The 23,735-nt window shown below is 73.0% G+C and carries 15 protein-coding genes; 1 reads left to right on the top strand and 14 read right to left on the bottom strand.

From position 1 onward, the window contains the following. Positions 1-23 precede the first annotated feature (23 nt). Together ACFYZB_RS27940 and ACFYZB_RS27935 are read right to left on the bottom strand one after the other, a co-directional pair. Positions 24-2,345: a bifunctional salicylyl-CoA 5-hydroxylase/oxidoreductase gene (locus tag ACFYZB_RS27940; protein ID WP_388763402.1), complete on the bottom strand. Its 2,322-nt coding sequence runs from the start codon at positions 2,343-2,345 to the stop codon at positions 24-26. Positions 2,346-2,351: 6 nt separating this feature from the next. Then, positions 2,352-3,179 carry an enoyl-CoA hydratase family protein gene (locus ACFYZB_RS27935; protein WP_388763401.1) on the bottom strand — a complete coding sequence of 276 codons (828 nt, stop codon included), beginning with the start codon at positions 3,177-3,179 and terminating at the stop codon, positions 2,352-2,354. A gap of 295 nt (positions 3,180-3,474) precedes the next feature. Between ACFYZB_RS27935 and ACFYZB_RS27930 the strand changes: the two genes are divergently transcribed. Beyond that, positions 3,475-3,930, top strand: a complete 456-nt coding sequence (locus ACFYZB_RS27930; protein WP_351210966.1) for an ATP-binding protein — start codon at positions 3,475-3,477, stop codon at positions 3,928-3,930. On the opposite strand, the gene ACFYZB_RS27925 is transcribed toward ACFYZB_RS27930, so the two are convergent. From ACFYZB_RS27925 to ACFYZB_RS27870, 12 genes are all read right to left on the bottom strand, one after another. Then, entirely contained in the window at positions 3,887-5,338 is a 1,452-nt protein-coding gene (locus ACFYZB_RS27925; protein WP_388763399.1) for an amino acid permease, read from the bottom strand. The genes ACFYZB_RS27930 and ACFYZB_RS27925 overlap by 44 nt on opposite strands. 125 nt (positions 5,339-5,463) lie before the next feature. After that, positions 5,464-6,474, bottom strand: a complete 1,011-nt coding sequence (gene argF / locus ACFYZB_RS27920; protein WP_388763398.1) for an ornithine carbamoyltransferase — start codon at positions 6,472-6,474, stop codon at positions 5,464-5,466. A gap of 61 nt (positions 6,475-6,535) precedes the next feature. After that, a complete protein-coding gene (locus ACFYZB_RS27915; RefSeq protein WP_388763397.1) occupies positions 6,536-7,759 on the bottom strand; it encodes an arginine deiminase in 1,224 nt (407 codons plus the stop codon). Positions 7,760-8,115: 356 nt separating this feature from the next. Then, positions 8,116-9,837 carry an HEXXH motif domain-containing protein gene (locus tag ACFYZB_RS27910; RefSeq protein ID WP_388763396.1) on the bottom strand — a complete coding sequence of 574 codons (1,722 nt, stop codon included), beginning with the start codon at positions 9,835-9,837 and terminating at the stop codon, positions 8,116-8,118. Between the two features lie 90 nt (positions 9,838-9,927). Then, a complete protein-coding gene (locus tag ACFYZB_RS27905; RefSeq protein ID WP_388763394.1) occupies positions 9,928-10,155 on the bottom strand; it encodes a hypothetical protein in 228 nt (75 codons plus the stop codon). 73 nt (positions 10,156-10,228) lie between these two features. Further along, on the bottom strand, positions 10,229-11,386 hold the full coding sequence (locus ACFYZB_RS27900; RefSeq protein WP_388763393.1) for a caspase family protein: 1,158 nt from the start codon (positions 11,384-11,386) through the stop codon (positions 10,229-10,231). After that, positions 11,383-12,555, bottom strand: a complete 1,173-nt coding sequence (locus tag ACFYZB_RS27895; RefSeq protein WP_388763391.1) for a hypothetical protein — start codon at positions 12,553-12,555, stop codon at positions 11,383-11,385. Before ACFYZB_RS27895 ends, ACFYZB_RS27900 begins: the two co-directional genes overlap by 4 nt. 53 nt (positions 12,556-12,608) lie before the next feature. Beyond that, positions 12,609-16,847 carry an FxSxx-COOH system tetratricopeptide repeat protein gene (fxsT, locus tag ACFYZB_RS27890; protein WP_388763390.1) on the bottom strand — a complete coding sequence of 1,413 codons (4,239 nt, stop codon included), beginning with the start codon at positions 16,845-16,847 and terminating at the stop codon, positions 12,609-12,611. Then, positions 16,848-17,909 (bottom strand): AAA family ATPase, encoded by a 1,062-nt coding sequence (locus tag ACFYZB_RS27885; RefSeq protein WP_388763388.1) that lies wholly within the window; start codon positions 17,907-17,909, stop codon positions 16,848-16,850. It abuts the gene before it with no gap. Further along, positions 17,906-19,453, bottom strand: a complete 1,548-nt coding sequence (locus tag ACFYZB_RS27880; protein WP_388763387.1) for a hypothetical protein — start codon at positions 19,451-19,453, stop codon at positions 17,906-17,908. The genes ACFYZB_RS27885 and ACFYZB_RS27880 overlap by 4 nt, the downstream gene beginning before the upstream one ends. Before the next feature lie 227 nt (positions 19,454-19,680). Next, positions 19,681-22,227, bottom strand: a complete 2,547-nt coding sequence (locus ACFYZB_RS27875; protein WP_388763385.1) for a polynucleotide kinase-phosphatase — start codon at positions 22,225-22,227, stop codon at positions 19,681-19,683. Continuing rightward, positions 22,224-23,687 (bottom strand): 3' terminal RNA ribose 2'-O-methyltransferase Hen1, encoded by a 1,464-nt coding sequence (locus ACFYZB_RS27870; RefSeq protein ID WP_388763383.1) that lies wholly within the window; start codon positions 23,685-23,687, stop codon positions 22,224-22,226. The genes ACFYZB_RS27875 and ACFYZB_RS27870 overlap by 4 nt, the downstream gene beginning before the upstream one ends. Between the last annotated feature and the right edge of the window lie 48 nt (positions 23,688-23,735).

Genomic DNA, 23,735 nt, shown 5'->3' with positions numbered 1-23,735 from the left:
AGTACAGCAGACGGCACCGACCGTCATCCGCCGAGGGTCAACCGCGGCTTCGGGGCGTCCGTGCGGCCGGTCTGCGGACGGCGGCCGCCCGCCCGGTAGGGCGCCGGCCAGGCGGCACCGGGGCCTTCGTACCCCTGCTCGGACGCCGCGTGCAGGGTCCAGTGCGGGTCGTACAGGTGCGGACGCCCCAGTGCGCACAGGTCCGTACGCCCGGCCAGGATCAGGGAGTTGACGTCGTCCCAGGAGGAGATCGCGCCGACCGCGATCACCGGGACGCCCACCTCGTGCCGGATGCGGTCGGCGAACGGCGTCTGGTACGACCGCCCGAACTCCGGCCGCTCCTCGGCGACGACCTGCCCGGTGGAGACGTCGATCGCGTCGGCCCCGTGCGCGGCGAAGGCGCGGGCGATCTCCACCGCGTCCTCGGCGGTGGTACCGCCCTCGGCCCAGTCCGTGGCCGAGATGCGGACCGTCATGGGCCGCTCCGCCGGCCACACCGCGCGTACGGCGTCGAAGACCTCCAGCGGGAACCTCAGCCGTCGCTCCGGCGAGCCGCCGTAGGCGTCGGTGCGCCGGTTGGTGAGCGGGGAGAGGAAGCCGGAGAGGAGGTAGCCGTGGGCGCAGTGCAGTTCGAGCAGGTCGAAGCCGGCCCGCGCGGCCCGCCAGGCGGCCGCGGTGAACTGCTCGCGGATGTCGGTGAGTTGGGCGCGGGTGAGCTGCCGAGGCGTCTGGCTGCCCGCCTTGTACGGCAGCGGGGAGGCGGCGACGAGTGGCCAGTTGCCCCGCGGCAGCGGCTCGTCCATGCCCTCCCACATCAGCTTCGTGGACCCCTTGCGGCCGGAGTGCCCGAGCTGCACGCCGATCGCGGCGCCGGGCGCCTGCGTGTGCACGAAGTCGGTGACGCGCCGCCATGCCTCGGCCTGCCGGCCGCTGTAGAGGCCGGTGCAGCCCGGTGTGATGCGGCCCTCCTCGCTCACGCACACCATCTCGGTCATGACCAGACCGGCCCCGCCGAGGGCGCGGGCGCCGAGATGGACCAGGTGGAAGTCGCCGGGCACGCCGTCGGTGGCGGAGTACATGTCCATCGGCGACACCACGACCCGGTTGCGCAGGGTCAGGCCGCGCAGCCGGAAGGGGGTGAACATCGGGGGTGTGCCGGGCGGGCAGCCGAACTCGCGCTCGACCGCCTCGGTGAAGCGGGCGTCGCGCAGCCGGAGGTTGTCGTGGGTGACGCGACGGCTGCGGGTGAGCAGGTTGAAGGCGAACCGGCGGGGCGGCTGGTCGAGGTACAGCCCCAGGTTCTCGAACCACTCCAGGCTCGCCCGGGCGGCCCGCTGGGTGGAGGCGACGACGGGTTTGCGCTCCTCCTCGTAGGCCGCCAACGCGCGGGGCACGTCCGGCTGTTCCCGCAGGCAGGCGGCCAGGGCCAGCGCGTCCTCGACGGCGAGCTTGGTGCCGGAGCCGATGGAGAAGTGGGCGGTGTGGGCGGCGTCGCCGAGGAGGACGACGTTCCCGTGGGACCAGCGGTCGTTGACCACCGTGCGGAAGGTGGTCCACGCCGAGTTGTTGGAGCGCAGGGGGCGGCCGCGCAGCGCTTCCCCGAAGATCTTGGCGCAGCGCTCGATGGATTCGTGGGTGTCGAGTTCGTCGAATCCCGCCGCCCGCCACACCTCCTCGCGCATCTCGACGATCACGGTGGAGGCGCCGGATTGATTCCGTGGCCCGGAGGGCCTCGTTGAGGGGTGGTGGTCGGGAGACGGGTGGGCGTACGGGTAGCCGTGCAGCTGCATCACGCCGTGTTCGGTCTCGGCGATCTCGAAGCGGAAGGCGTCGAAGGCGAAGTCCGCGGCGAGCCAGATGTAGCGGCAGCGGTGTGTCGTCACCCGCGGGCCGAACACATCGGCGAAGGCGGCGCGGGTGGCGCTGTTGACCCCGTCGGCGGCGATGACGAGGTCGTACTCGGCGGAGAGCGTGTCCGGGTGGGGGGCCTCGGCGGAGAACCTCAGGTCCACGCCCAGGGACCGGCAGCGGTCGTGCAGGATCGCCAGGAGCCGCCGCCTGCCCAGTGCGGCGAACCCGTGCCCTCCGGAGCGGTGTTGTACGCCTCGGCGCACGATGTCGATGTCGTCCCAGCGGACGAAGTCGCGTTGCAGGGCCTCGTAGACCACGGGATCGGCGTGTTCGATGCCGCCTAGGGTCTCGTCGGAGAGGACGACTCCGAAGCCGAAGGTCTCCTCCGGGGCGTTGCGTTCCCAGACGGTGACGTCACGGCTGGGACCGAGCCGCTTGAGGAGTGCCGCCGCGTACAGGCCACCGGGGCCGCCGCCGATGATCGCCACCCGCATGGCGGCTCACCTCCCCCGCCACTTCGGCGGGCGCTTCTCCGTGAAGGCCGCGTGGAACTCGGCGTAGTCCTCGCCGTTCATCAGCAACGCCTGGGTCGAGGCGTCCAGCTCGACCGCGGCCGCGAGGGGCATGTCCAGCTCGGCCGTCAGCAGCGCCTTCGTCTGGGCGTACGCCAGTGCCGGGCCGTCGGCCAGGCGGCGGGCCAGCGCATGCGCCGCCTCGTCGGCCCGGCCCTCGTCCGTCAGCTCGCTGATCAGGCCGATGCGCTCGGCCTCGGGTGCCCGGACCGGTTCGCCCAGCATGAGCAGCCGGGTGGCGTGGCCGAGTCCGACGACGCGGGGCAGCAGGTAGGCCGCGCCCATGTCGCCGCCGGACAGGCCGACGCGGGTGAAGAGGAAGGCGAAGCGTGCGGTCGGGTCCGCGACGCGGAAGTCGGCCGCGAGGGCGAGGACCGCTCCCGCGCCGGCCGCCACTCCGTGCACCGCGGCGATCACGGGGAAGGGGCACTCCCTGATCGCCCGTACCACCTGGCCGGTCATCCGGTTGAAGTCGAGCAGCCGGGCGGTGTCCATGCCGAGGGTGGCGCCGATGATCTCGTCGACGTCGCCGCCGGAGCAGAAGCCACGCCCCTCGCCGGCCAGCACCAGGGCGCGTACGGCGCGCTCCCGGGACAGCTCGGCCAGCAGGTCGCGCAGGTCGGCGTAGGCGCCGAAGGTGAGCGCGTTGAGCTTTGCGGGACGGTCGAGGGTCACGGTGGCGACGCCGTCGGCGAGCTGGAGGCGCAGATGCTCCCAGTCGCAGGTGCGGGCGGCGGAGCCGGTGAAGGGACTCATGACGTGCGGCCTCCTAGGGCGGCGGTGCCGTACGTTGCGCTGTCCCATGAAGTTATCACTTCTTTGTGACTGTCGTCACGAGTGCGCGACAGGGTCCTGCCGTTCGGCCGATTCCGGTCACGTGCGTCACCGGTCCTCGACAGAGCCGTAACAGTGGGCACCGGCGGGCGAGGCGGGCCGTTCGCCGGGGTAAGCCGCCCGGTACCGGGGCCGAAGGTCCCGGGCGAAGCCCGCCGACGGTCCCCGTGGCCGGGCCCGTACCATTCCTACAGTCGAAAGCAGGACAGCCTGCTCCATGAACGGACTCGCCTTGCACGAACGCCCCACCGGACCGGCCTCCTGGCGCATCGCGCTGCCGCACACCGCCGCGGCGGTGCCCGTGGCCCGTGCCCTGGTGCGCACGGCCCTGGCGGAGGTGGAGCACCAGGCCGACAGCGACACCGCGGAACTGCTCACGGCGGAGCTGGTGGCCAACGCGGTGGAGCACACCGCCGGGCGCGGCCCGATCGAGCTGGTGGTGGAGCTGTTGCCGAGCGGCTGCCAGGTCGAGGTCCACGACCCGGACCCGGCGCCGCCCGGCCATCTGACCCGGCCGGTGATCGAGGAGCCCGACGTCTGGCAGGAGGGCGGGCGCGGGCTGCTGCTGATCCGCGCCCTCAGCTCGTCCTGCGGTCACCGCCCCACCCCGTCGGGCAAGGCGGTGTGGTTCAGACTGCCTGTGGTTCCCGCTCAGCGGCGGCGCTCGGCGTGACCTCGGGGACGGCCGTCCGCGCCAGCGTGGAGTGCCGGCGGCCGTAGGCGAGATAGAGGACCAGGCCCACCGCGAGGAACACGGCGAACTGGACCCACGTCTGCCAGCCGGTCTCGTACATCAGGTACAGGCAGAAGGCGACGCCGAGCAGCGGGCCCACCGGGTAGAGCGGCACCCGGAAGCTGCGGGTGAGGCCCGGCTCGCGGCGGCGCAGGGCGATCACCGCGATGTTGACGACGGCCATGATGGCGAGCGTGCCGATGGTGCACAGGTTCATCACGGCGTCGAGGGAGGCGAAGGCCGCCGGGAGCGCGAAGACGACCGCGACGATCAGCGTGCCCGCGACCGGCGTGGAGGTCTTCGGGTTGACCTTCTCGAAGACGCGCGGGATCAGGCCGTCCCGGGACATCGACATCAGGATGCGGGTCTGGCCGTACATCACCGCGAGGACGACCGAGGCGATGGCGACGACCGCGCCGAAGGCGATCACGCCGCCGCCGACGGTCGAGCCGGTGACCTCGTTGACGACGTAGGAGAGGGCCGCGGGGCGGCCGGCGACCTGCCTGCCGCCGATGGCGCCGATCGCGGCGAGCGCGACCGCGCAGTACAGCAGGGTCACGATGCCCATGCAGACCATGATCGCGACCGGGATGTCCCGGCGGGGGTTCTTCGCCTCCTCGCCGGCGGTGGTGATCGCGTCGAAGCCGATGTAGGAGAAGAAGGCGGCGGTGGTGCCCGCGCCGATGCCGCCGAGGCCGGCCGGGGAGAACGGGGTGAGGTTGCCGTGCTTGAAGGCGCTGTAGCCGATCACGCAGAAGGCCAGCAGGATGACGAGCTTGACCGCGGCCATGGCGGCCGTCGCCCGGGCGCTCTCGCGCACGCCGCGCACCAGCAGCAGTGAGGCCATGGCGATGACGATCACGGCGGGGAGGTTGACGATCCTGCCGTCGCCGGGCCCGGCGGACAGGGCGGCCGGGAGCTGGATGCCGGTGAGGCTGTGCAGCAGTTCGTTGACGTACTGGCTCCAGCCGACGGCGACGGCCGAGATGGAGATGCCGTACTCCAGCAGCAGGCACCAGCCGACCAGGAAGGCGGTGGACTCGCCGAAGCCGGCGTAGGCGAAGGAGTACGAGGAGCCGGAGACCGGGATCGCGCCGCCCAGCTCCGCGAAGGAGAAGGCGGTGAAGACGCAGGTGATCGCGGCGAGGACGAACGAGACGACGACGGCCGGACCGGCCTGGGCGACGGAGTCGGAGAGGCCGACGAAGATGCCGGTGCCGACGATGGCGCCGACGCCGAAGCAGATGAGCTGGAAGAGGCCCATCGTGCGCTTGAGGCCGTGGCCCTCGCGGTCGGCGCCGGATTCGGCGACGAGCAGGTGCGGGGACTTGATGCGGGGAGCGGGCATTGCGGGTGGTGCTCGTTTCTGGGTGGTGCGGGCGACCGGGGGTGTTCGGTCGCGGCGACGGCGCCGGAAGGGGTAGTTCCGGGCCGCCGGTCAGGATAAGGCCTGGTCGGGACGGTGGACCAGGATCAGCGGGCGAGTGTGGCGACCAGCACCGCCTTGATGGTGTGCATCCGGTTCTCCGCCTCGTCGAAGACGATCGAGTGCGCCGACTCGAAGACCTCGTCGGTGACCTCGAGCGAGTCCAGGCCGTAGGTCTCGTGGACCTCACGGCCGACCGCGGTGCCGAGGTCGTGGAAGGCGGGCAGGCAGTGCAGGAACTTCACGTCCGGGTTTCCGCTGGCGCGCAGCACGTCCATGGTCACGGCGTACGGCGCAAGCGCCTTGATCCGCTCGGCCCAGACCTCCTTGGGCTCGCCCATGGAGACCCAGACGTCGGTGGCGACGAAGCCGGCGCCCGAGACGCCCTCGGCGATGTCCTCGGTGAGGGTGATCCGGGCGCCGCTGGAGGCGGCCAGCTCCTGGGCGCGGTCGACGATCTCCTGGGCGGGCCAGTAGGCCTTGGGCGCGACGATCCGCACGTCCATGCCGAGCAGGGCGCCGGTGACCAGGTAGGAGTTGCCCATGTTGAAGCGGGCGTCCCCGAGGTAGGCGAAGCTGATCTCGTTCAGCGGCCCGGCGCTGTGCTCGGTCATGGTGAGCACGTCGGCGAGCATCTGGGTGGGGTGCCAGCCGTCGGTGAGGCCGTTGTAGACGGGCACGCCTGCGTACGCCGCCAGCTCCTCGACCTTGGCCTGGCTGTCCCCGCGGTACTCGATGCCGTCGTACATCCGGCCCAGCACCCGCGCGGTGTCCCTCACGGACTCCTTGTGGCCGATCTGCGAGCCGGACGGATCCAGGTAGGTCGTGTGCGCGCCCTGGTCGGCGGCGGCGACCTCGAACGCGCAACGGGTGCGCGTCGAGGTCTTCTCGAAGATCAGCGCGATGTTCCGGCCGCGCAGGTACTGCGTCTCGCTCCCCGCCTTCTTGGCCGCCTTCAGCTCGGCCGCCAGCTCGACCAGGCCGCGGAACTCCGCCTCGGTGAAGTCCAGCTCCTTGAGGAAGTGGCGCCCGGCGAGGGCGGACGGGACGGTCGCCATGGGGGCGCTCCAGACGTACGACTACGGATGACACTGGAAGTCTATACGACCATCCACATTTCTATACAGCGTCACGCTCCACGGGACAGCTCATGCAGCGCGGCCCGCCCCGGCCCCGGCCCAGCTCGCTGCCCGGGATCTCGATCACCTCGATGCCCTGTTTGCGCAGATGGGTGTTGGTGGTCGAGTTGCGCTCGTAGGCGACCACCACCCCCGGCTCGACGGCGAGCACGTTGCAGCCGTCGTCCCACTGCTCCCGCTCGGCGGCGTGCACGTCCTGGGTGGCGGTCAGCACCCGGATCTCGCCGAGGCCGAGGGCGGCGGCGATCGCGCGGTGCATGTGCTCCGGCGGATGGTCGGTGACCTTCAGCTCCTTCTCGCCGACCCCCGGCTCGATGGTGTACGAGCGCAGCATGCCGAGCCCCGCGTACTGGGTGAAGGTGTCGCCGTCGACCATGGTCATCACGGTGTCGAGGTGCATGAACGCCCGCCGCTTGGGCATGTCCAGCGCGACGATGGTGCGCGCCGAGCCCGCCGCGAACAGCTTGTACGCCAGCATCTCCACGGCCTGTGGGGTGGTGCGCTCGCTCATGCCGACGAGGACGGCACCGTTGCCGATCACCAGGACGTCGCCGCCCTCGATGGTGGAGGGGTGGTCGGCCTGCCCCTGGGACCAGATGTTGAACGTCCCGTCGCGGAACAGCGGGTGGTGGCGGTAGATCGCCTCGAAGTGGACGGTCTCGCGCTGCCGTGCGGGCAGTCGCATGGCGTTGATCGCGACCCCGTCGTAGACCCAGGCGGAGGTGTCGCGGGTGAAGAGGTGGTTGGGCAGGGGGGCGAGGAGGAAGTCGTCGAGGTCCATCACATGGAAGCGGACGGAGGTCGGCTCCGCGTGCGCCTGGAGGAACTCCCGCTTGGTCATGCCGCCCACCAGCGCCTCGGCCAGCTCGCATGCGGGCAGGGAGTCGAAGGCGGCGCGCAGGTGGTCGGTGGCGAGGGGGCCGTACTCCTTCTCGTGGAAGACCCGGTCGAGGACGAGGGCGCGCGCCTCGGGGAACTCCAGGGTCTCGGCGAGCAGGTCACCGAAGAGGTGGACGGCGACCCCGCGGTCGCGCAGGACGTCGGCGAACCCGTCGTGCTCGGCGCGCGCCCGGCGCACCCACAGCACGTCGTCGAAGAGCAGGGCGTCCTTGTTGCTGGGGGTGAGCCTCTTGAGCTCGAGGTCGGGCCGGTGCAGGATCACGCGGCGCAGCCGCCCGGCCTCGGAGTCGACGTGGTATGCCATGCCTCCATCCTGGCCGCACCCGCCCGTCTTCACGCCCTTGTCGACCGTTTCCGACCCCTCCTGTTTTCGTCCCTACGACGAGAAGTGCTCCTCCGGTGACGGTCGGGACGGTCGGATCGCGGTGCAGGACACCGGCCGGCGCCGCATGCGTGGGGGCAGGGCCACCGCCCGGCGTGCCCCATCGGCCCCGTCGCAGTTGCTGCTGCCGAAGACCACCGTCAACTCCGGCTGTCTGTACATGAGTTCACGGGTGAGCGCGAGAGAGGAGACGTTCTGCATAAAAGCGGTGGTGAATCCGACGACGTCCGGCCGTGGCCGCCGGCACCTCCTCGGCGCAGGCGGCGAGGGGGCCGTGCTCAGCCACCGGGTCGCGGGTGTGACAGTTCCGGGCGGGCCAGCTCGCGGCGGGTGGCACGGCCGGGGGCCAGGGCGGCGCGGGCGACGATCCATCCGGCCAGGGCGTGGGGTTCGGCCGGGTCGTCGGCGAGGGCGTCGGCGTAGCGGTCGAGCGCGATGGCCGGATCGCCGGCGGCGAGGTGTTCGTCGGCGGTGCGCGGGGTCGTGGGGCGGGTGGCGAAGGCGTGGGTGCGCAGGTCCGGCCAGAAGCCGCGGTCGGAGCGGAACCGGAGGCCGGCCGGTGCCGACGGATCGGACGGGGCGACGTTGCGCAGCCGCCACTCCGTGCGGTGCAGTGCGGCGGCGGTGCGGGCACGGGTGAGGGCGGCCGGCGGCACGGACTCGCGCAGCCAGCCGTCCAGGGTGCCCGCGAGCCCCGACACGAGGGCGCGCCCCTCGGCGGTGAGCCGGCCGGTGGCCAGCAGGGTGCGCACCACGAGCCGGCTCTGCAGCCGGCGCAGGGCGAAGTGGTAGCCGGCCTCCTCGGCCGCCCGGTCCTCCCGGGCCCCGGCCAGCCGGTCCCGCCAGAAGCCGGCGACACCCGTGAACGCGTAGGCGCCGTGCAGCAGTCCGGTGAGGTGCCGGGGGTCGGACCGCCACGGGGCGTAATAGCGCTCCTCGCGGTCGTCGTCGAGCAGGGGGAAGAGGTGGAGGAGGGCGGCGAGCTTGCTGTGCTGGAACTCGTGCACGAGGGTCTCGGCGAGGGGCAGCGCGGTGGCAGGACGTGCGATCACCATGGCGCCGTATGCGTCGCCGCTGGAGGCGGAGACCCGGACGGCCGGCGGAGCGGGGGGCACGGCGGCGGTGCGGCCCCAGGGCACGACAGCGCGGACGGCGGCCGGGTCGAGCCGCCCGGGTCCGGCACCGCCCGGTGCGGCGAGCAGCGCGCAGGCCTCCTGGAACAGCCGCTGCCACTCCCCGGCCTCCGCGTCGTCCAGCCGGGCCGGTGGCAGCGGGTCGTCGAGGTCGCGGTAGGGGTCGAGGTCGTCGAGGGGGATGGCGACCGGCCCGGTGGGAGAGTGGAGGGTCAGGGTGCGCAGGGGGAGCCAGCAGACGCCCCGGCCACCCGCGCCGGGTTCCGGCAGGATCACCGGCTCTCCCACGGGTGTCGTCGCCGGACGGATCGTCAGGGACGCCCTGGTGCCGTCCCGTCCGGGTCCGCTGAGGTTCAGGACGCCCCGGCGGGTACGCGCCCGGCCGACCGTCAGCCCGGCTGCGGCGTCCGGGAGCCGGGCCAGTCCCAGGCCGGGGAGGGAAAGACCGCCGTCGGTCAGGGGGACGGCCAGATCCGTGACCGTGCCTGCCCCCAGGGACGCCGAGACGGCCAGGGCGCACAGGTGGCCCGCCTCCGCCCACAGCGGCGGCCCCGACGCTGTGCCGTGCAGGCGGCGCAGTACATGGGCCATCCAGCCGCCGGTCGCCGGGGCGAGCAGCAGCCGGTCGACCGCTTCAGGCGCCCGCTGTGCCGCCTGCTTGAGGGCGCGCCAGGCCGCATCCGGCGGCGTCAGTGGCGTGGGCAGCTGCTCGATGCGGTCCAGCAGCGTTCTCAGGAGCAGCAGTCGGCGTGCCCGCTCCCCCCGTTCCAGGAAGGCGACGGCCTGCGCCGAGCCGCCGCCGGCGGCCAGCTCCGCGAAGAGCCGCTCAGGCATGCAGAGGGGAGCCATGGGCTGCTCGCCGGTCATGGACGGGACCTCCGGACACGGGGGCGGGCGTTGGGGGAATGCGGGCGCGCGACCCTCGTCGCAGCCCCCGCACCGGTACGGTCGCGGCGGCTACTCGGCCCGTGCGGCGCCGCCGCCCTCGCCCCCGCCCCTCATACCGCCGCGTGCCCTCAGAACCTCCTTGAGCAGGCGGGCGTCGGGCGGAAGCGGGGCGAGACCCTCCACGAACGTCAGGGGCAGCGCCGCGACGTCCGCGAGGTCCGACTCCCACACACCGGCGCCCGCGGCGGGGGCCGGCTCGTGGGGGTCGGCGTTGAACTGGGCGGTCGGCTGCTCCAAGGTGTCTCCCCCTTTGTTGTCATGCCGGCGCACGAGGCACTGGGGGCCTGTCCGACGTCAGGCGACGGCCAGATCATCGCACATGGCGAGCGGCGTTCTCGCCCGTCCCGCGCGAGTGCGCCAGTTCCCGCAGTGCCGCCCCCAGTTCCGCACGCCGCCCGGGGTGGCCGTCGACCGACAGTACGGCCTCGTACAGCTCCCACAGCGCATCGGGATGCTGGCGGGCCAGCGCGGTGAGGATGCCGACGGCATCGGTGCGGGCCCTGCTGTGCCGCGGCAGTGTTCCGGCCAGCTCCGGTCCCAACGCCGTGACGACGGCCTGCCGTTCGAGGGGGTCGCTCATCGACGGGTAGGCGAGCAACGCCTCCACGGCACGGCGCAGCGCGGACGCCGGACGCTCCTCGGGCACACGTTCCTCGTCCGCGGCCAGCACCTCCGTGCGCCCGGGAGCGCGCAGCTGCATCTCGGGCTGCTGGAGGGTGCGTCCGGCCTCACGCAGTTCAGCGATCCGGTCCCGGACGGAGGTGAACAGTTCCTCGGGGTCGAGGAGGGCGGACAGGACCGAGGAGTGTCCGGTGAGGAGGCCGAGGAGCACGTCCGAGAAGAGGCCGGTCGCCCGTACGGGGTCGTTGACCGCCTGCCGGCCCCGGCCCGCCGCACGCAGCAGTGTCTGCCGGTGGGCGAGAGTGCGCCGCCCGGCGGGCAGTGCCTCGGACGGCAGCGGATCCCGGAAGCCGAGAGCCTCCTCGAACGTCTCGCAGGCGTCCACGATCCACAGTTGTTCGGTGAACCCGGGGACGGCGTCACCGGCGTAACGGGCGAGTGCGGACTCCAGGTCGATGGAGACCTTGTCGTGCGTCGTGGCATCGGCGCAGAACAGCCGGGTGTGCCCGGCGGCCCGGTCCAGGACGCCGTGTCCTCCCCACCACACGCACAGGAAGTCACCCGCGGCCTGTGGCAGGTCGCGTACCAGGACGCGGCGCAGTGTGGCGTGATCGGCGGGGCGGTGCCCGACGTCCGGCACATAGGGGGGCAACGGCGCGAGATGGAGGCGCAGTTGCGGCTCGGGCACTCCGGCGGCACGCAGCAGCCGGTGGAAGGCCACGGCGTCCCGCGCGGGCCCTGGCAGGTCCCAGCCGACGCCTGCCTCGTAGGCCTCGATGCCGACGATCAGGGCATGCACCCGGGCAGGATCGACGCGGGGAGCCGAGGAGTCCGCCGGCCCGCTCATGGCAGGCGCTCCGCGATGAGCCGGTACACCTCGGGGTTGGTCCAGTAGGCGCTGTGCGCGGCGGGGAACGGCTGCCGGTTGTCGACGGCGACGTCGGTGACCCGGCCGGGAAAGAGCCCGGCCCCCAGGTAGCCGAGAAGGTCGCGCCGGTCGTACAGGTTGAGCCAGTCCGGTACGTGGGCTGGCAGCGGTTCGGGGTGGACGAGGGAGGGCAGGGAACCGGACTCGTAGAGGAACGGTCCCTGGGAGCCCACCGTGACCAGCAGCCGGACCTGGGGCAGTTCGCTGCCGACGAGGGTGTCGAGGGCGATGATTCCGCCGAGGCTGTGGCCGATCAGGGTCACCGGGGGTTCGAGCCCCGAGACGAGGGCATGCAGGTCGGCGCGGAACGCGGCGCCGCGGCTGAGGTAGCGCAGCACGTCCCCGGCGGCGGGGTGGGCGGCCTCGGTGAGGGCGCGCCGGCGGCGCACGACGGCCCGGGAGGCGGCGGAGCCCGCGGCCCGCAGCAGCCGCGAGCGCAGTCCGCGTCCGGTGCCGCGCGGCGGAGCGCCGAGGGCCTCGGCGAGCCGGTCGGCGACCGCGTCCCGGGTGTCGCCGACCGGGATGAACGGTGCATCGCCGTCGAGGGCGTCGGCGATGACACGGGCGACCAGGCTGCGGGCGGCGAGGGCCGCGAGGCCGTCCGCGTCGAGGGCCTCGGCGGCGGATGCCAGCAGCGGATGGGCGGCCAGGTCGGTGGCGGCGTGGGCCAGCCCGGGGCCCAGCTCGGTGGCGGGTGCGTCGCCCCGGGCGGCAAGCGCGGCCAGGCGTGCCTGGAGGTGCTGCTCCGGCGGTACGAAGCCGGGCGGGCGCTCGGTGCCGGGCGCCGCTCGGGCGGCGGCCAGGGCGAGTTCGGCGTAGGGGTCGGCATACAGGGCGGCCCAGGCAGCGGTCGTGCCGTCGTCGGCGTCCGCTGCGGCCGGGGCCTCGGTGAGTGCGCGGGCCGCGCCCGGTGCCGGCAGGCTCGCCCCGCCGGCGGCCAGCGTGGCCCCGTGCGTGCCTCCCCAGTAGTAGGGCACGATCCGCAGTCCGTCGCGCAGTGCGGTGAGCCCGGCGCCGACGCGTCCGGTCAGCGCCGAGAAGCCCGGCCGGCGCACGCCGGTTCCGTGGATGAGGACAACCGTGGACATGCAGCCTCTCCTTCGTGGGCGAGGTGGGTGATGTGCCGGGAGCGGTCCGTGGTCTAGAGCGGTGTGGGGGCCAGGTCGCACTCGATGCGCCGTCGCCGGCGCGCCGCCAGGAGCCAGGGGTGGTCGGCACGGACCACACGGGCCAGGTGCGTCACTGCGGTGCGCTGCAGTTCGTCCGCCTCCGCCCCGCGGCCCAGACCCCGCAGGTCGAGGGAGAGATTCGCGGTGCAGCACAGGGTCAACGGGTGCTGCTCGCCCGCCGCCTCGGCGAGCAGTGGCAGACTCGCCCCGTCGATCTCGTGCGCGCGCTCGAAGTCCAGGCGCGCGTACGCCGTGTTCGCCTGGCCGACGGCGACGGTCAGCATGGTGACGTTGCCGGGGCCCAGTGTCTCGCGGAGCGTGCGGGCCGCGTCGTCCTCCAACTCCCGGGCGGCGTCGAAGGAACCGAGCGCACGCAGGGTGGCGGCCAGATTGGCCTTGGTCAGCAGGGTGTGGGCGTGACCGCCGCCCAGCCGCTGCTCGTACCGTCGCAAGGTGGTCTCGGCCAGTTGGCGGGAGCCCTCGAGATCCCCGGACAGGCGTCGGTCGACGGACACGTTGACCGACGTCGACAGCGAGTCGAAGTGCTCCGCCCCGAACCGGGCGACGGTGCGCCGCAGTGTCGCCTCCGAGAGCCTGGCGGCCTCGGCGATGGCTCCGGCGCGGCGCCGGCAGACGGCGAGGGTGCGGTCGATGCGCAGGGTGAGCGGGTTCTCCGCGCCGAGCGCGGCGCGCGCCCTGCGGTGGACGTCCTCCTGGAACTCGTGCGCGCCCGGGTAGTCGCCGGCTTCCAGCATGTCGATGGCGAGGGCGTTGAGGCTGTTGAGGGTGAGGAAGTTGGCGGGGCCCAGCAGGAGCTCGCGCATCCGTGCGGTCTCCTGGTCCAGGGGCAGCGCCTCCCTGAACAGTCCGCACTGCCGCAGATCCACACCCCAGCTGTGCGTTGCGCGCAGAGTGATGGGGTCGTCGGGGCCGAACAGGGACCGGGCCAGCTCGGTGGCCTCCTCGCTCAGCTCCCGCGCCTCCTGGAACCGGCCCTGGTAGCGGCGGGCGTCCGCCAGCTCGCACAAGGAGTCGATCATGTCCTCCGGCTCGGCGTCGATCCGGCGCGACGCCTCGAGCGCCTCCTCGCTGAGGGGGATCGACTCGGCGACCTGTCCGATCTGGCGCAGCACGAACGACAGGCTCCTCGACACCCGGATGACGTGGATGTCCTCCTCCCCGGAGGCCGCGAGCCAGGCCCGGTGGGCCTGTCGCGCGAGGCTCGCGGCGCCCGCCTGGTCGCCCCAGTAGTACAGGAACCACACCGTGTCCTGGACGAGATCACGCACCCAGTTGTCGGTGCTGGTCACCGCCTGCGACGCCAGTACGTGCGGCAGCAGGGCCTGGTAGTCGCGCCACTCCGTGGCGGAGGCGAACGGCCCCGGCTTGGCCGCCGACAACAGCTGGTGCGCGGCGTCCCGCCTCCGCTCACGCTCCTCGCGCCCCAGCTTGGCCAGGAGCACGGTCTGCAGCAGGCGGTGCATCTGCAGGGTGTCGGACCGCGGATCGACCTTGACCAGGGAGAACTGACTGAGGTCGCGGACCGCGCGGTTCAGCCTGATCGGATCGCGCAGCAGGGGGTCGATCTCGGGTGTGATGCTGACCCCGCGGCTCCCGCGCAGCACCGTCCTGGGGATGGGCTCGGGGGCCAGGGAGGCGCAGATGTCGAGGAGCTGGCGGGCGCCGGGGTTGCTCTCCCGCAGTCGCTCCAGGGAGATGTCCCAGGCGGCGGCGACGGAGACCGGATAGTCGGGGGCCGGATCCAGGTCGAGGATGTCCGGGCTGCGCTGGGCGAGCAGGCCGAGGTACTCGTCGACCGGCATGCCCGTGACGGCGTGCCACGTACCGGCCTGCTCCACACCGAGGGGAAGGTCGCCGAGGGCCTCCGCGAGCCGGTCCGCGTCCTCTGCCGACAGGTCGGGTGAGCGCCTCTGGAGCAGTTCCACGGACTCCTCCCGCTCGAAGACGTTCACCGGCAGCGGGGTGGCCACCCGCTCCCAGTCACGGTTGCGGGAGGTGACGATGATCTTCCCCGGCCCGTTGGCCGGGAAGTACTTGCGCACCGCCGCGACGTCCTCGGCGTTGTCGAAGACCAGCAGCCAGTCGGCGTACGGCTCACCGATGCGCAGTGCCTCCAGCACGGCCGGGACGGCCGTGTCCGCGGCGGGTGCCCCTTCGTCGCGCTCCGACGGAACGAGGCCCAGGTGCGCCGCCAGGCTCGCCAGTGCGGCCAGGACGAGGCTCTCGCGCTCCGCGGGGATCCAGCAGATCACCGTGTAGTCGTGCTGGTGCCGGTAGACGTACTCCAGGACGAGCTGGGACTTGCCGACACCGCCCAGTCCGTGCAGCGCGTGCGGCAGTACGGCGGCCGTGTCCTGAGCGGCCAGCTGTTCGTCCACGACCCTGAGCAGCTCCTGACGGCCCACGAAAGAGCTGTTCCGCAAGGGAACGTTCACCAGGAGGGCAGGCGTTCCCGCCGACGTGCTTTTCATGCCCGGCCTTGCCCCCATCGCTCGCTCGGTCAGGTCGGAACGCGTTGCCGCGTCGACCGCTGATGCCTCGGGAACCCTCGCCGCGACCGGCGTCGGGTTCAGCGCGCCCGGCCGGTCGGCGGAGACATCCCCTCCGCGGTCCGTCTCGATGCGGCCGGCGCGTTCGGAATAGGGTCCGGAGAGGGCGCGCAGCACCGCCAGCTCGCTGCTCACCCAGCCCCGCTCGGCCGGGTCGGGCAGGGTGGCCCCCGCCGGGTTGCGCAGGGCGGCACGCAGCGCGACGCCCCGCTCGCCCGCGGCGGGCAGCTCTCCCACGATGCCGACCGTGCGGGCGAGTTGGGTGCGGGTTGTGGTGGCGAGCAGTGCCTCGCGGACTCCGTCGGCGAAGTCGGGCGGTCCGTCGTCGCCGCGCCAGTCGATGAGCCCGCCCATCAGGATCTCGGCGAGGTGCTCGGCACCGGTCTCCGGCATGACCCGCTGCTGGAGCTGGGTCACGAGGTCGAACTCCAGGGGAATGACGGCCAGTTGCGTGGCGAGTCGGCGCGCGGCCGGAGTGGCGAGGGTCAGGAAGCGGTGTACGGCGGTGACCGCGGCCCGTCTCGAGCCGGGGGCGCGCAGGCCGGGTGCGGGCTCGCCCTTGGTGAGGGTGCCCGCCAGGACGACCGGCAGGACACGGCGTACTCCGCGTTCGCCGGTCACGAGGTCGGCCCAGGCGGCGAGGGAGCCGGGTTTGAGGGACAGCACGGGCACGGGCAGGCTGCCGCCGCCCGCGTCGGGCAGGGGCCGCAGCGGGTCGGGCCCGCCGGGCGGCGCCCGGTGCACGAGTCCGGTGTCGGCGGCGCCGAAGCCGCCGGCCTCCAGGACGGCCGGGTAGGGGTGGAGCGAGGACCGGTGGCGCAGATGGGGCGGCAGCAGATGCACGAGGGCCGTGGGACCGGCCCGGCCCAGACGGCCGAGAAGGCGGTCGGCGGCGGATCCGGTCCAGCCGTGGCCCAAGCCGTCCGTGACGAGGAGGAAGACCCGGTCTCCCCTGCCGTTGAGGATCTCCCCGGGGGACACGGTGGCCCGGGCGTCGCCCCATCGCAGCCGCGCCTCCCCCGTGAGCGGTACGGCCACCCTGGCGGTGCGCACGGCGCGGAAGGCGCCGCTGTGTTCTGCGGCGGCACGGAGGCCGGCCGTCTCATCGGCCCAGACGGCCATGGTGGGACCGTCGTCGACGAGGACGACCAGATCGAACGCGGTGGCGTCGGAGGGCCGGAACCACGGCATCCACAGCTCGTCGAAGACCCCCCGTTCGGCCGTGCGCTCCTCGTCCAGCTGTACGGCGTCACGTGACGGCACACGGCGTACCAGCCGGTGCAGGGCGCGGGCCAGTCCCGCAGAGCGTCCGTCCGGCCCTCGCCCTCCGGGTCCCGGTCGGTGCATTCTGGGCAGCCCCAGATGCACCCGGGCCGTGCCGTCCGGGTCGGGCGAGAACAGCGGGTCCGGGGCGGGGCCGCCCCCGCCCGGCTGCTCCGGCTGCTCCTCGGGCGGCCGGTCGGGAACGGTGCGTGGCGCGGGGCCGTCCGTCCCGTCCTCGACGGCCGGCTGCGCGCCGTCCGTCGTGGTGGGGCGACCTGCGCGGATCCAGTGGGCGCCCAGCCAGACGGCGTCGGCCAGCTCCTGCCAGTGCGGAACGGACTGCGGCCGGTCGCCGGCGGGCGGTCCCTTCTCCTTCATTCAGCGACCCTTCGCGAGGTCACGCAGGAGCATGTCCAGGAGCTTGCGTCCGCTCGCGTCGGCGGGGAAGGCGCCCGCGGTGGTCATCTGGACGGCGTTGAGGAGCTGGTCCAGCGAGTGTGTCCCGCCCTCCTCGACCTGCCTGGTGAACAGGTCGACCAGGGCTTCCGCGTCGGGCGGTCGCACCCTGAGGTGGCTGTCGACGATGGCGAGCAGCTGCTCCCGGGTGGGTGTGCGCATTTCGAGGGGGAGACAGCGCCTGCGGAAGGCCGCGGGGAACTCCCGTTCCCCGTTGCTGGTGATGACCACGACCGGGAACTCCCGGCATTCCACCCGGCCTTGCCGCAGCTGGGCGGAACATCCCGGGTCGCTGGTGCGGACGCGTGCGCCGTCCGCCGCGTCCCGCACCAGCTCGGGGATCTCGTAACTGCCGTTCTCCAGGACGTGCAGCAGGTCGTTGGGCAGGTCGATGTCGCTCTTGTCGAGTTCGTCGACGAGCAGGACGCGGGGGCGGTCATAGGGAAGCAGAGCGGTGCCCAGGGGGCCCAGGGTGATGAAGTCACCGAGGGCGGGCGGCAGCGGCTCCTCCTCGTCCCGGTCGTCGGCGCCGGTCGTTCCGTGCGGACGCAGGCCGGCCCGCCACGCGGCGATGGCCTGGGCGCGGCCCAGCGCGTCATGGGCGTACAACCCGTCGCGCAGGGTGGTGCGGCTGACGATGTTCCACTCCAGGACACGCCCCAGCCCGAGTTCACGGGACACGAGGTGGGCGAGTGTCGACTTTCCCACGCCCGGCGCTCCGGTGACGAGCAGGGGGCGGCGCAGCAGCAGAGCGGCGTTGACGACGTCGATGCTGTCCCCGTCGAGCTGCGGCACCGCGTCGACCTCGCCGAGTCGGCGCAGCGCGGCCTGCTCGTCGTGGGGTGGCGCGGGTTGCGCGGGGCCACCGCGGAAGCGGCGCCACGGTGGGGCCGGCAGCAGTTGGGGAGGCGGTCCGCTCGGGGCCGCGCCGGTGGCACGAAAGACCCGCCAGTCGCGTCCGTCCGCGGTTTCCGGCCCGCTCATACCGGTGTCTCCTCGCTGTCGATGGTGCCCCGGCCGACCGGGGGCCCGACGTGGTGGGCGGGTCCGTAGTCGGCGGCGGTCTGGATGTCGACCAGCCGGTTCGGGTCGTCCCAGAAGAAGGCGATGTGCCTGCCGAGCAGCAGGGGGCCGGCCGCATGCAGTTCCGCCGTCCGTCTCAGCTGGTGGATCACGGCCGGAAGGCGCGCCGGCTGCTGGACGGCGGCGAACACGGCCGTCACCACTTCCCGGCGTTCGTCCAGGAACTCACCTCTGCGGTCCCAGACGGCGAGCCCGATCCCCTCGGCGATGGCCGCCTTGAGCGCCTCCGTGGCCGGACCTCCGTCGGGGGCGTCGAGGACGGCGGCCGTGCGGCCGGGCTCCGCGGCCAGGGCGGCCTGCCACTCGTCCAGCCCGTCGGCGTCGGACGCCCGCCAGCCGTGGACCGCGATGCCCCGGTTCTGCAGGGCGCTCCACCGTTCCTGCCACTGGGCCCTCACCAGGACGTCGTTGCTGCGCATCCGTTCCAGGCTGCGCAGGTGCACGCCGTACCTGAGGCCCAGTGGCAGCGGCTTTCCGTCCCCCGACTGCACGGTCAGACCGGCGACGTTGTGGTTGAGCAACTCGTACGGGAGCACGAACTCCACATAGGGCGCCAGGGGTTGCGACGCGCCGGACACGCTGTCGCGCTGGGGCGAGGCGAGCCGGAGGACCTGCCGCAGCGCGCGTTCGACGGCGCTCCCGAGTCTGTCGAGGCTGGTCGTCTCGGGATCGGCGGGCTGGGGGTGCCAGTGACCGGGGACGGTGTTCAGCCAGGGGCGGACGACGATGTCTCCGGAGCCGTCATCCGCCGGTTCGACGGCCACGACCAGGCATCTGGGAATGGCCGGGTCGGGCTCGGTCTCCGCCCGGTCGGCGCGGCGTCGTTCGAGTGCGGTGCGCAGGCCGGTCCGCTCGGCCCAGGCCACGGCCCAGGAGGACAGGGCCCGTCGCCACTCCTCCGCACGGATCAGCTCGGCGGCGTGTTCCACCAGGAGCACGGCGGGCGGCATGCCGTCCGGCTGGACGTTGAGGTCGGCGACATAGGCGAAGAGCCGGGTGGGTGAGAGATGGGGAGGCAGGTCGACGTGCAGTTCGCCGGCCAGGCCGTCACGCAGTCCGGCCGCGGACAGCTTTCCCTCGACGGCGTCCAGGAGGGCCAGGGCGGAATCGACGTCCTGCCGGGTCAGGGGGCCTGGAAGGGGCGGCGGGAGATCGGCGGGTGCGCCCGCCCCGTCATGGATCAGCTGCTCGATTGCGGCGGCGGCCGATGCTCCTTCGAAGAGGCGCACGACATCGGCCAGCACCCATGCGCCGGACGGCACGTTCAACGCCGTACGCACCAGGGCGATGACGTCCTCGCGCTGCTTGGTTCCCCGCAGATCGACGTGCACGTCGAGGTGCTCCGAGAGGACGCCCGCGAAGAAGGCGCGCCCCGCCTGGTCCTCCAGGCAGCTCAGGGCGCACAGTGCCTCCGTCAGACGGAACAGCAGGTCCCTTCCCGGCACTCGCCCGAACTCGCCTAATCCCGCCGCTGTTTCCACCGACCTTCCCCCACGAGCCGGCACCCCTGACCGCCAGCGAACGTAGCACGTCGGCTCCCGCCTATCCAGGGAGACTCAGCAGCCGCTGCCAGGAGCGAGTGCCCTCCCCGGCCATGGCCGGGGAGGGACGGCAAGCGGCGGGTGGGCGGCACCGGCACCGCCCGCCCCCGGGCGGTCGTGGACCCGCGGGTTCACAGACGCGGATCCACCGGCTCCGACTCCAGGGCCAGCACCCCGAACACCGCCTCGTGCACCCGCCACAGCGGCTCCCCGTCCGCGAGCCGGTCCAGGGCCTCCAGGCCGAGGGCGTACTCGCGCAGGGCGAGGGACCGCTTGTGGTTCAGGAAGCGCCGGCGGAGCCTGGCCAGGTTGTCCGGGCGGGTGTACTCGGGGCCGTAGATGATCCGCAGGTACTCCCGGCCCCGGCACTTGATGCCGGGCTGCACCAGCCGGCCGTCCCGGCCCAGGACCAGCGCGCCGACCGGCTTGACGACCATGCCCTCGCCGCCGCGGCCGGTCATCTCCAGCCACCAGTCGACTCCCGCGCGCACCGACTCCGCCTCGCCGGTGTCGACGTACAGCCGCCGGGTGGTCTGCAGCAGTCCGGTGCCGTCGTGCTCCACCAGCCGGTCGATCAGGGCCAGTTGCTCGTCGTGCGGCAGCGCGGCGAGACTGCGGCCCTGGACGGCCAGCAGCTGGAAGGGAGCCAGGCGTACGCCGTCCAGGCCGTCCGTGGTCCAGCAGTAACGGCGGTAGGCGGCGGTGAACGCGGCCGCGTCGGCGGCGCGGTCCCGCTGCCGGTCCCGCAGGCCGGTGAGGTCGACCCCCCGCGCCGCGGCGGCCTCCAGGGCGGCCAGCGCACCGGGGAACACCGCGCCGGACGCGGCGCCGACGGCCGCGTACTGGCTGCGCAGCAGCCCGGAGGCCTTGAGTGACCAGGGCATCAGCTCGGCGTCCAGCAGCAGCCAGTCGGTGGCCAGTTCGTCCCAGAGGCCGGCGCTGTCGATCGCCGCGCGCAGCCGGCCGAGGATCTCCTCGGTCACCTGCCCGTCGTCGAAGAACGGCCGTCCGGTACGGGTGTAGAGGGCCCCGGTGGGACGGTCCACACCGAACCGCTTCCGCGCCGCCTCCGCGTCCCGGCACACCAGGGCGACCGCCCGCGAGCCCATGTGCTTCTCCTCGCACACGACCCGCTCGACGCCGTCCGCCGCGTACTGCGCGAAGGCCTCCGCCGGGTGCTCCAGGTAGCCATCGATCTGCGAGGTCGCCGTCGGTGCCATGGTCGGCGGCAGGTACGGCAGCAGGCGCGGGTCGGTCGCGAAGCGGCTCATGACCTCCAGGGCCGCCGCCGCGTTCTCCTCGCGGACCGCCACCCGGCCGGCGTGCCGGGTCTCCACGGCCCTGCGGCCGTACACGTCCGCCAGGTCCAGCGGCCGGCCGTCGTGTCCGCCGGGCGCTTCCGAGCGCAGCGGCTTCGTCGGCTCGTACCAGACCCGCTCGGCCGGCACGTCGACCAGCTCGCGCTCCGGCCAGCGCAGCGCGGTCAGCTTGCCGCCGAAGACGGCTCCGGTGTCCAGGCAGATGGTGTTGTTCAGCCAGGTCGCCTCGGGGACGGGTGTGTGGCCGTAGACCACCGCCGCGCGGCCCCGGTAGTCCTCCGCCCACGGGTAGCGCACCGGCAGACCGAACTCGTCGGTCTCGCCCGTGGTGTCGCCGTACAGGGCGTGCGAGCGGACCCGGCCGGAGGTGCGGCCGTGGTACTTCTCGGGCAGGCCGGCGTGGCAGACGACCAGCCTGCCGCCGTCGAGGACGTAGTGGCTGACCAGGCCCGCAAGGAACCGCCGTACCCGCTTCTCGAACTCCTCGCTCTCGCCCTCCATCTGCTCGATGGTCTCGGCCAGCCCATGGGTGTGCTGGACCTTGCGGCCTGCCAGGTAGCGGCCGTACTTGTTCTCGTGGTTGCCGGGCACGCACAGCGCGTTGCCCGTCTCGACCATCGTCATCACCCGGCGCAGCACGCCCGGGGTGTCCGGGCCGCGGTCGACCAGGTCGCCGACGAAGACGGCGGTACGGCCCTCGGGGTGGACGCCGTCGGTGTAGCCCAGCTTGGCGAGCAGCGCCTCCAGTTCGGCGGAGCAGCCGTGGATGTCGCCGATGATGTCGAAGGGGCCGGTGAGGTGGGTGAGGTCGTTGAAGCGCTTCTCCGTGACGACGGTGGCGTGCTCCGCCTCCTCGACGCCGCGCAGCACGTGCACCTTGCGGAAGCCCTCGCGCTCCAGGTGACGCAGGGACCGGCGCAGTTCGCGGATGTGGCGCTGGATGACCCGGCGGGGCATGTCGGCGCGGTCGGTGCGGGCGGCGTTGCGCTCGGCGCACACCTCTTCCGGCATGTCCAGCACGATGGCGATGGGCAGCACGTCGTACTGCCTGGCCAGGTCGAGGAGTTGGCGCCGGGCGTCCTGCTGCACGCTGGTGGCGTCCACGACGGTGCGGCGGCCGGCGGCCAGCCGCTTGCCGGCGATGTAGTGCAGGACGTCGAAGGCGTCCCGGGTGGCGCTCTGGTCGTTCTCGTCGTCGGAGACGAGACCGCGGCAGAAGTCCGAGGAGATCACCTCGGTCGGCTTGAAGTGCCGGCGCGCGAAGGTGGACTTGCCGGAGCCGGAGGCGCCGACGAGGACGACGAGGGAGAGGTCGGTGACGGGGAGGACCCGTCCCTTCTTCTCTGTTGCTTCGGTCATGCCGCCTTCGCCTCCTTCTCGGTCCTGATCACGAACAGTGCCATCTGGGTGGGCGGGCCCACCTCGGGGTCGTCCGGTCCGACGGGCGCGAACCGGACGTCGTAGCCGTGCCGTTCGGCCACCGTCCGCGCCCAGCTGCGGAACTCCTCCCGGGTCCACTCGAAGCGGTGGTCGCCGTGCCGGGCGTGTCCGGCGGGCAGGGTCTCCCAGCGGACGTTGTACTCGACGTTCGGGGTGGTCACGAGGACCGTGCGGGGGCGGGCGTGGCCGAACACGGCGTACTCCAGGGCGGGCAGCCGGGGCAGGTCTAGGTGCTCGATCACCTCGCTGAGCACGGCGGCGTCATAGCCCTTGAGCCGCTTGTCGGTGTAGGCGAGCGAGCCCTGCACCAGCTTGACACGGGACGCCTGCCGCTCCCCCATGCGGTCCAGCTTCAGCCGGCGGGCGGCGATGGTGAGCGCCCGCACGGACACGTCGAGCCCGACGATCTCGGTGAACCGCGCGTCCTTCAGCAGCTCCCGGACCAGCTCGCCCTGTCCGCACCCGAGGTCGAGGACCCGGGCGGCTTCGGAGGCGCGCAGCGCCTCGATGATCGCTTCCCGGCGCTGTACGGCGAGCGGCGTCGGCTTCTCCTCCGTCTCGGTCTCCTCCTCGACCGCGTTGTCGATCTCCTCGACCTCGCTGTCGTCGGCCTCGGCCAGGCGCACCAGCTCCAGCCGCTCCATCGCCTGCCGGGTCAGCGACCAGCGGCGGGAGAGGTACCGGCTGGTGATCAGCTTCTGCTCCGGGTGGGTGGGCAGCCAGCCCTCGCCGGCCCGCAGCAGCTTGTCGACCTCGTCGGAGGAGACCCAGTAGTGCTTGGCGTCGTCGAGGACCGGCAGCAGGACGTACAGATGGCGCAGCGCCTCGGCGAGGGTCAGCGTCTCCGCCTCCAGGACCAGGCGGACGTACCGCGAGTCGCCCCACTGCGGGAACTCGGTGTCGAGCGGGACCGGCTCGGCGGTCACGGTCCAGCCGAGCGGCTCGAACAGCCGTCGTACGAGGCCGGCGCCGCCGCGTGCGGGCAGCGCGGGTACCTCGATGCGCAGGGGCAGCGGGGTGGCGGCCCGCTCGGGGCGGGCGGTGCACACGCCGCGCAGGGCGCTGGAGAACACACCGCTCAGCGCGACCGCGAGCAGTGAGGAGGCGGCATAGGGGCGGTCGTTGACGTACTGCGCGAGTGCCGCGTCGGGGGCCCCGCCGCGGCCCTTGCCCTTGCCCCGGCGGACCAGCGCGAGCGTGTCGATCTCCAGCAGCAGCGCCGCCGTGCAGCGCCGGTCGTCCGCCTCGGGGTAGAAGACGTGCGCCGTGCCGTAGGACGTGGAGAACTTCTGCGCCTTGTCGGGGTGCTTGTGCAGCAGGTACCCGAGGTCGGTGGCCGGGTGGGCGGCGTCGCCGCGCGTGGAGATCGTCAGGAACACGTGTCCGAGTCTTCCGCTTGGAACGCCCGCTGACCACCGGTTTTCTCA

Source organism: Streptomyces sp. NPDC001852, from assembly GCF_042891825.1.
Lineage (GTDB): Bacteria > Actinomycetota > Actinomycetes > Streptomycetales > Streptomycetaceae > Streptomyces.
This window is presented reverse-complemented; position numbering and strand designations above follow the sequence as displayed.

Coding starts and splice junctions, on each gene's coding strand:
- fxsT (WP_388763390.1), bottom strand. CDS start 16,847: ATGAAGGAGAAGGGACCGCCCGCCGGCGACCGGCCGCAGTCCGTTCCG.
- ACFYZB_RS27910 (WP_388763396.1), bottom strand. CDS start 9,837: ATGACCGGCGAGCAGCCCATGGCTCCCCTCTGCATGCCTGAGCGGCTC.
- ACFYZB_RS27895 (WP_388763391.1), bottom strand. CDS start 12,555: ATGTCCACGGTTGTCCTCATCCACGGAACCGGCGTGCGCCGGCCGGGC.
- ACFYZB_RS27900 (WP_388763393.1), bottom strand. CDS start 11,386: ATGAGCGGGCCGGCGGACTCCTCGGCTCCCCGCGTCGATCCTGCCCGG.
- argF (WP_388763398.1), bottom strand. CDS start 6,474: ATGGCGACCGTCCCGTCCGCCCTCGCCGGGCGCCACTTCCTCAAGGAG.
- ACFYZB_RS27925 (WP_388763399.1), bottom strand. CDS start 5,338: ATGCCCGCTCCCCGCATCAAGTCCCCGCACCTGCTCGTCGCCGAATCC.
- ACFYZB_RS27930 (WP_351210966.1), top strand. CDS start 3,475: ATGAACGGACTCGCCTTGCACGAACGCCCCACCGGACCGGCCTCCTGG.
- ACFYZB_RS27875 (WP_388763385.1), bottom strand. CDS start 22,227: ATGACCGAAGCAACAGAGAAGAAGGGACGGGTCCTCCCCGTCACCGAC.
- ACFYZB_RS27915 (WP_388763397.1), bottom strand. CDS start 7,759: ATGGCATACCACGTCGACTCCGAGGCCGGGCGGCTGCGCCGCGTGATC.
- ACFYZB_RS27935 (WP_388763401.1), bottom strand. CDS start 3,179: ATGAGTCCCTTCACCGGCTCCGCCGCCCGCACCTGCGACTGGGAGCAT.
- ACFYZB_RS27940 (WP_388763402.1), bottom strand. CDS start 2,345: ATGCGGGTGGCGATCATCGGCGGCGGCCCCGGTGGCCTGTACGCGGCG.
- ACFYZB_RS27885 (WP_388763388.1), bottom strand. CDS start 17,909: ATGAGCGGGCCGGAAACCGCGGACGGACGCGACTGGCGGGTCTTTCGT.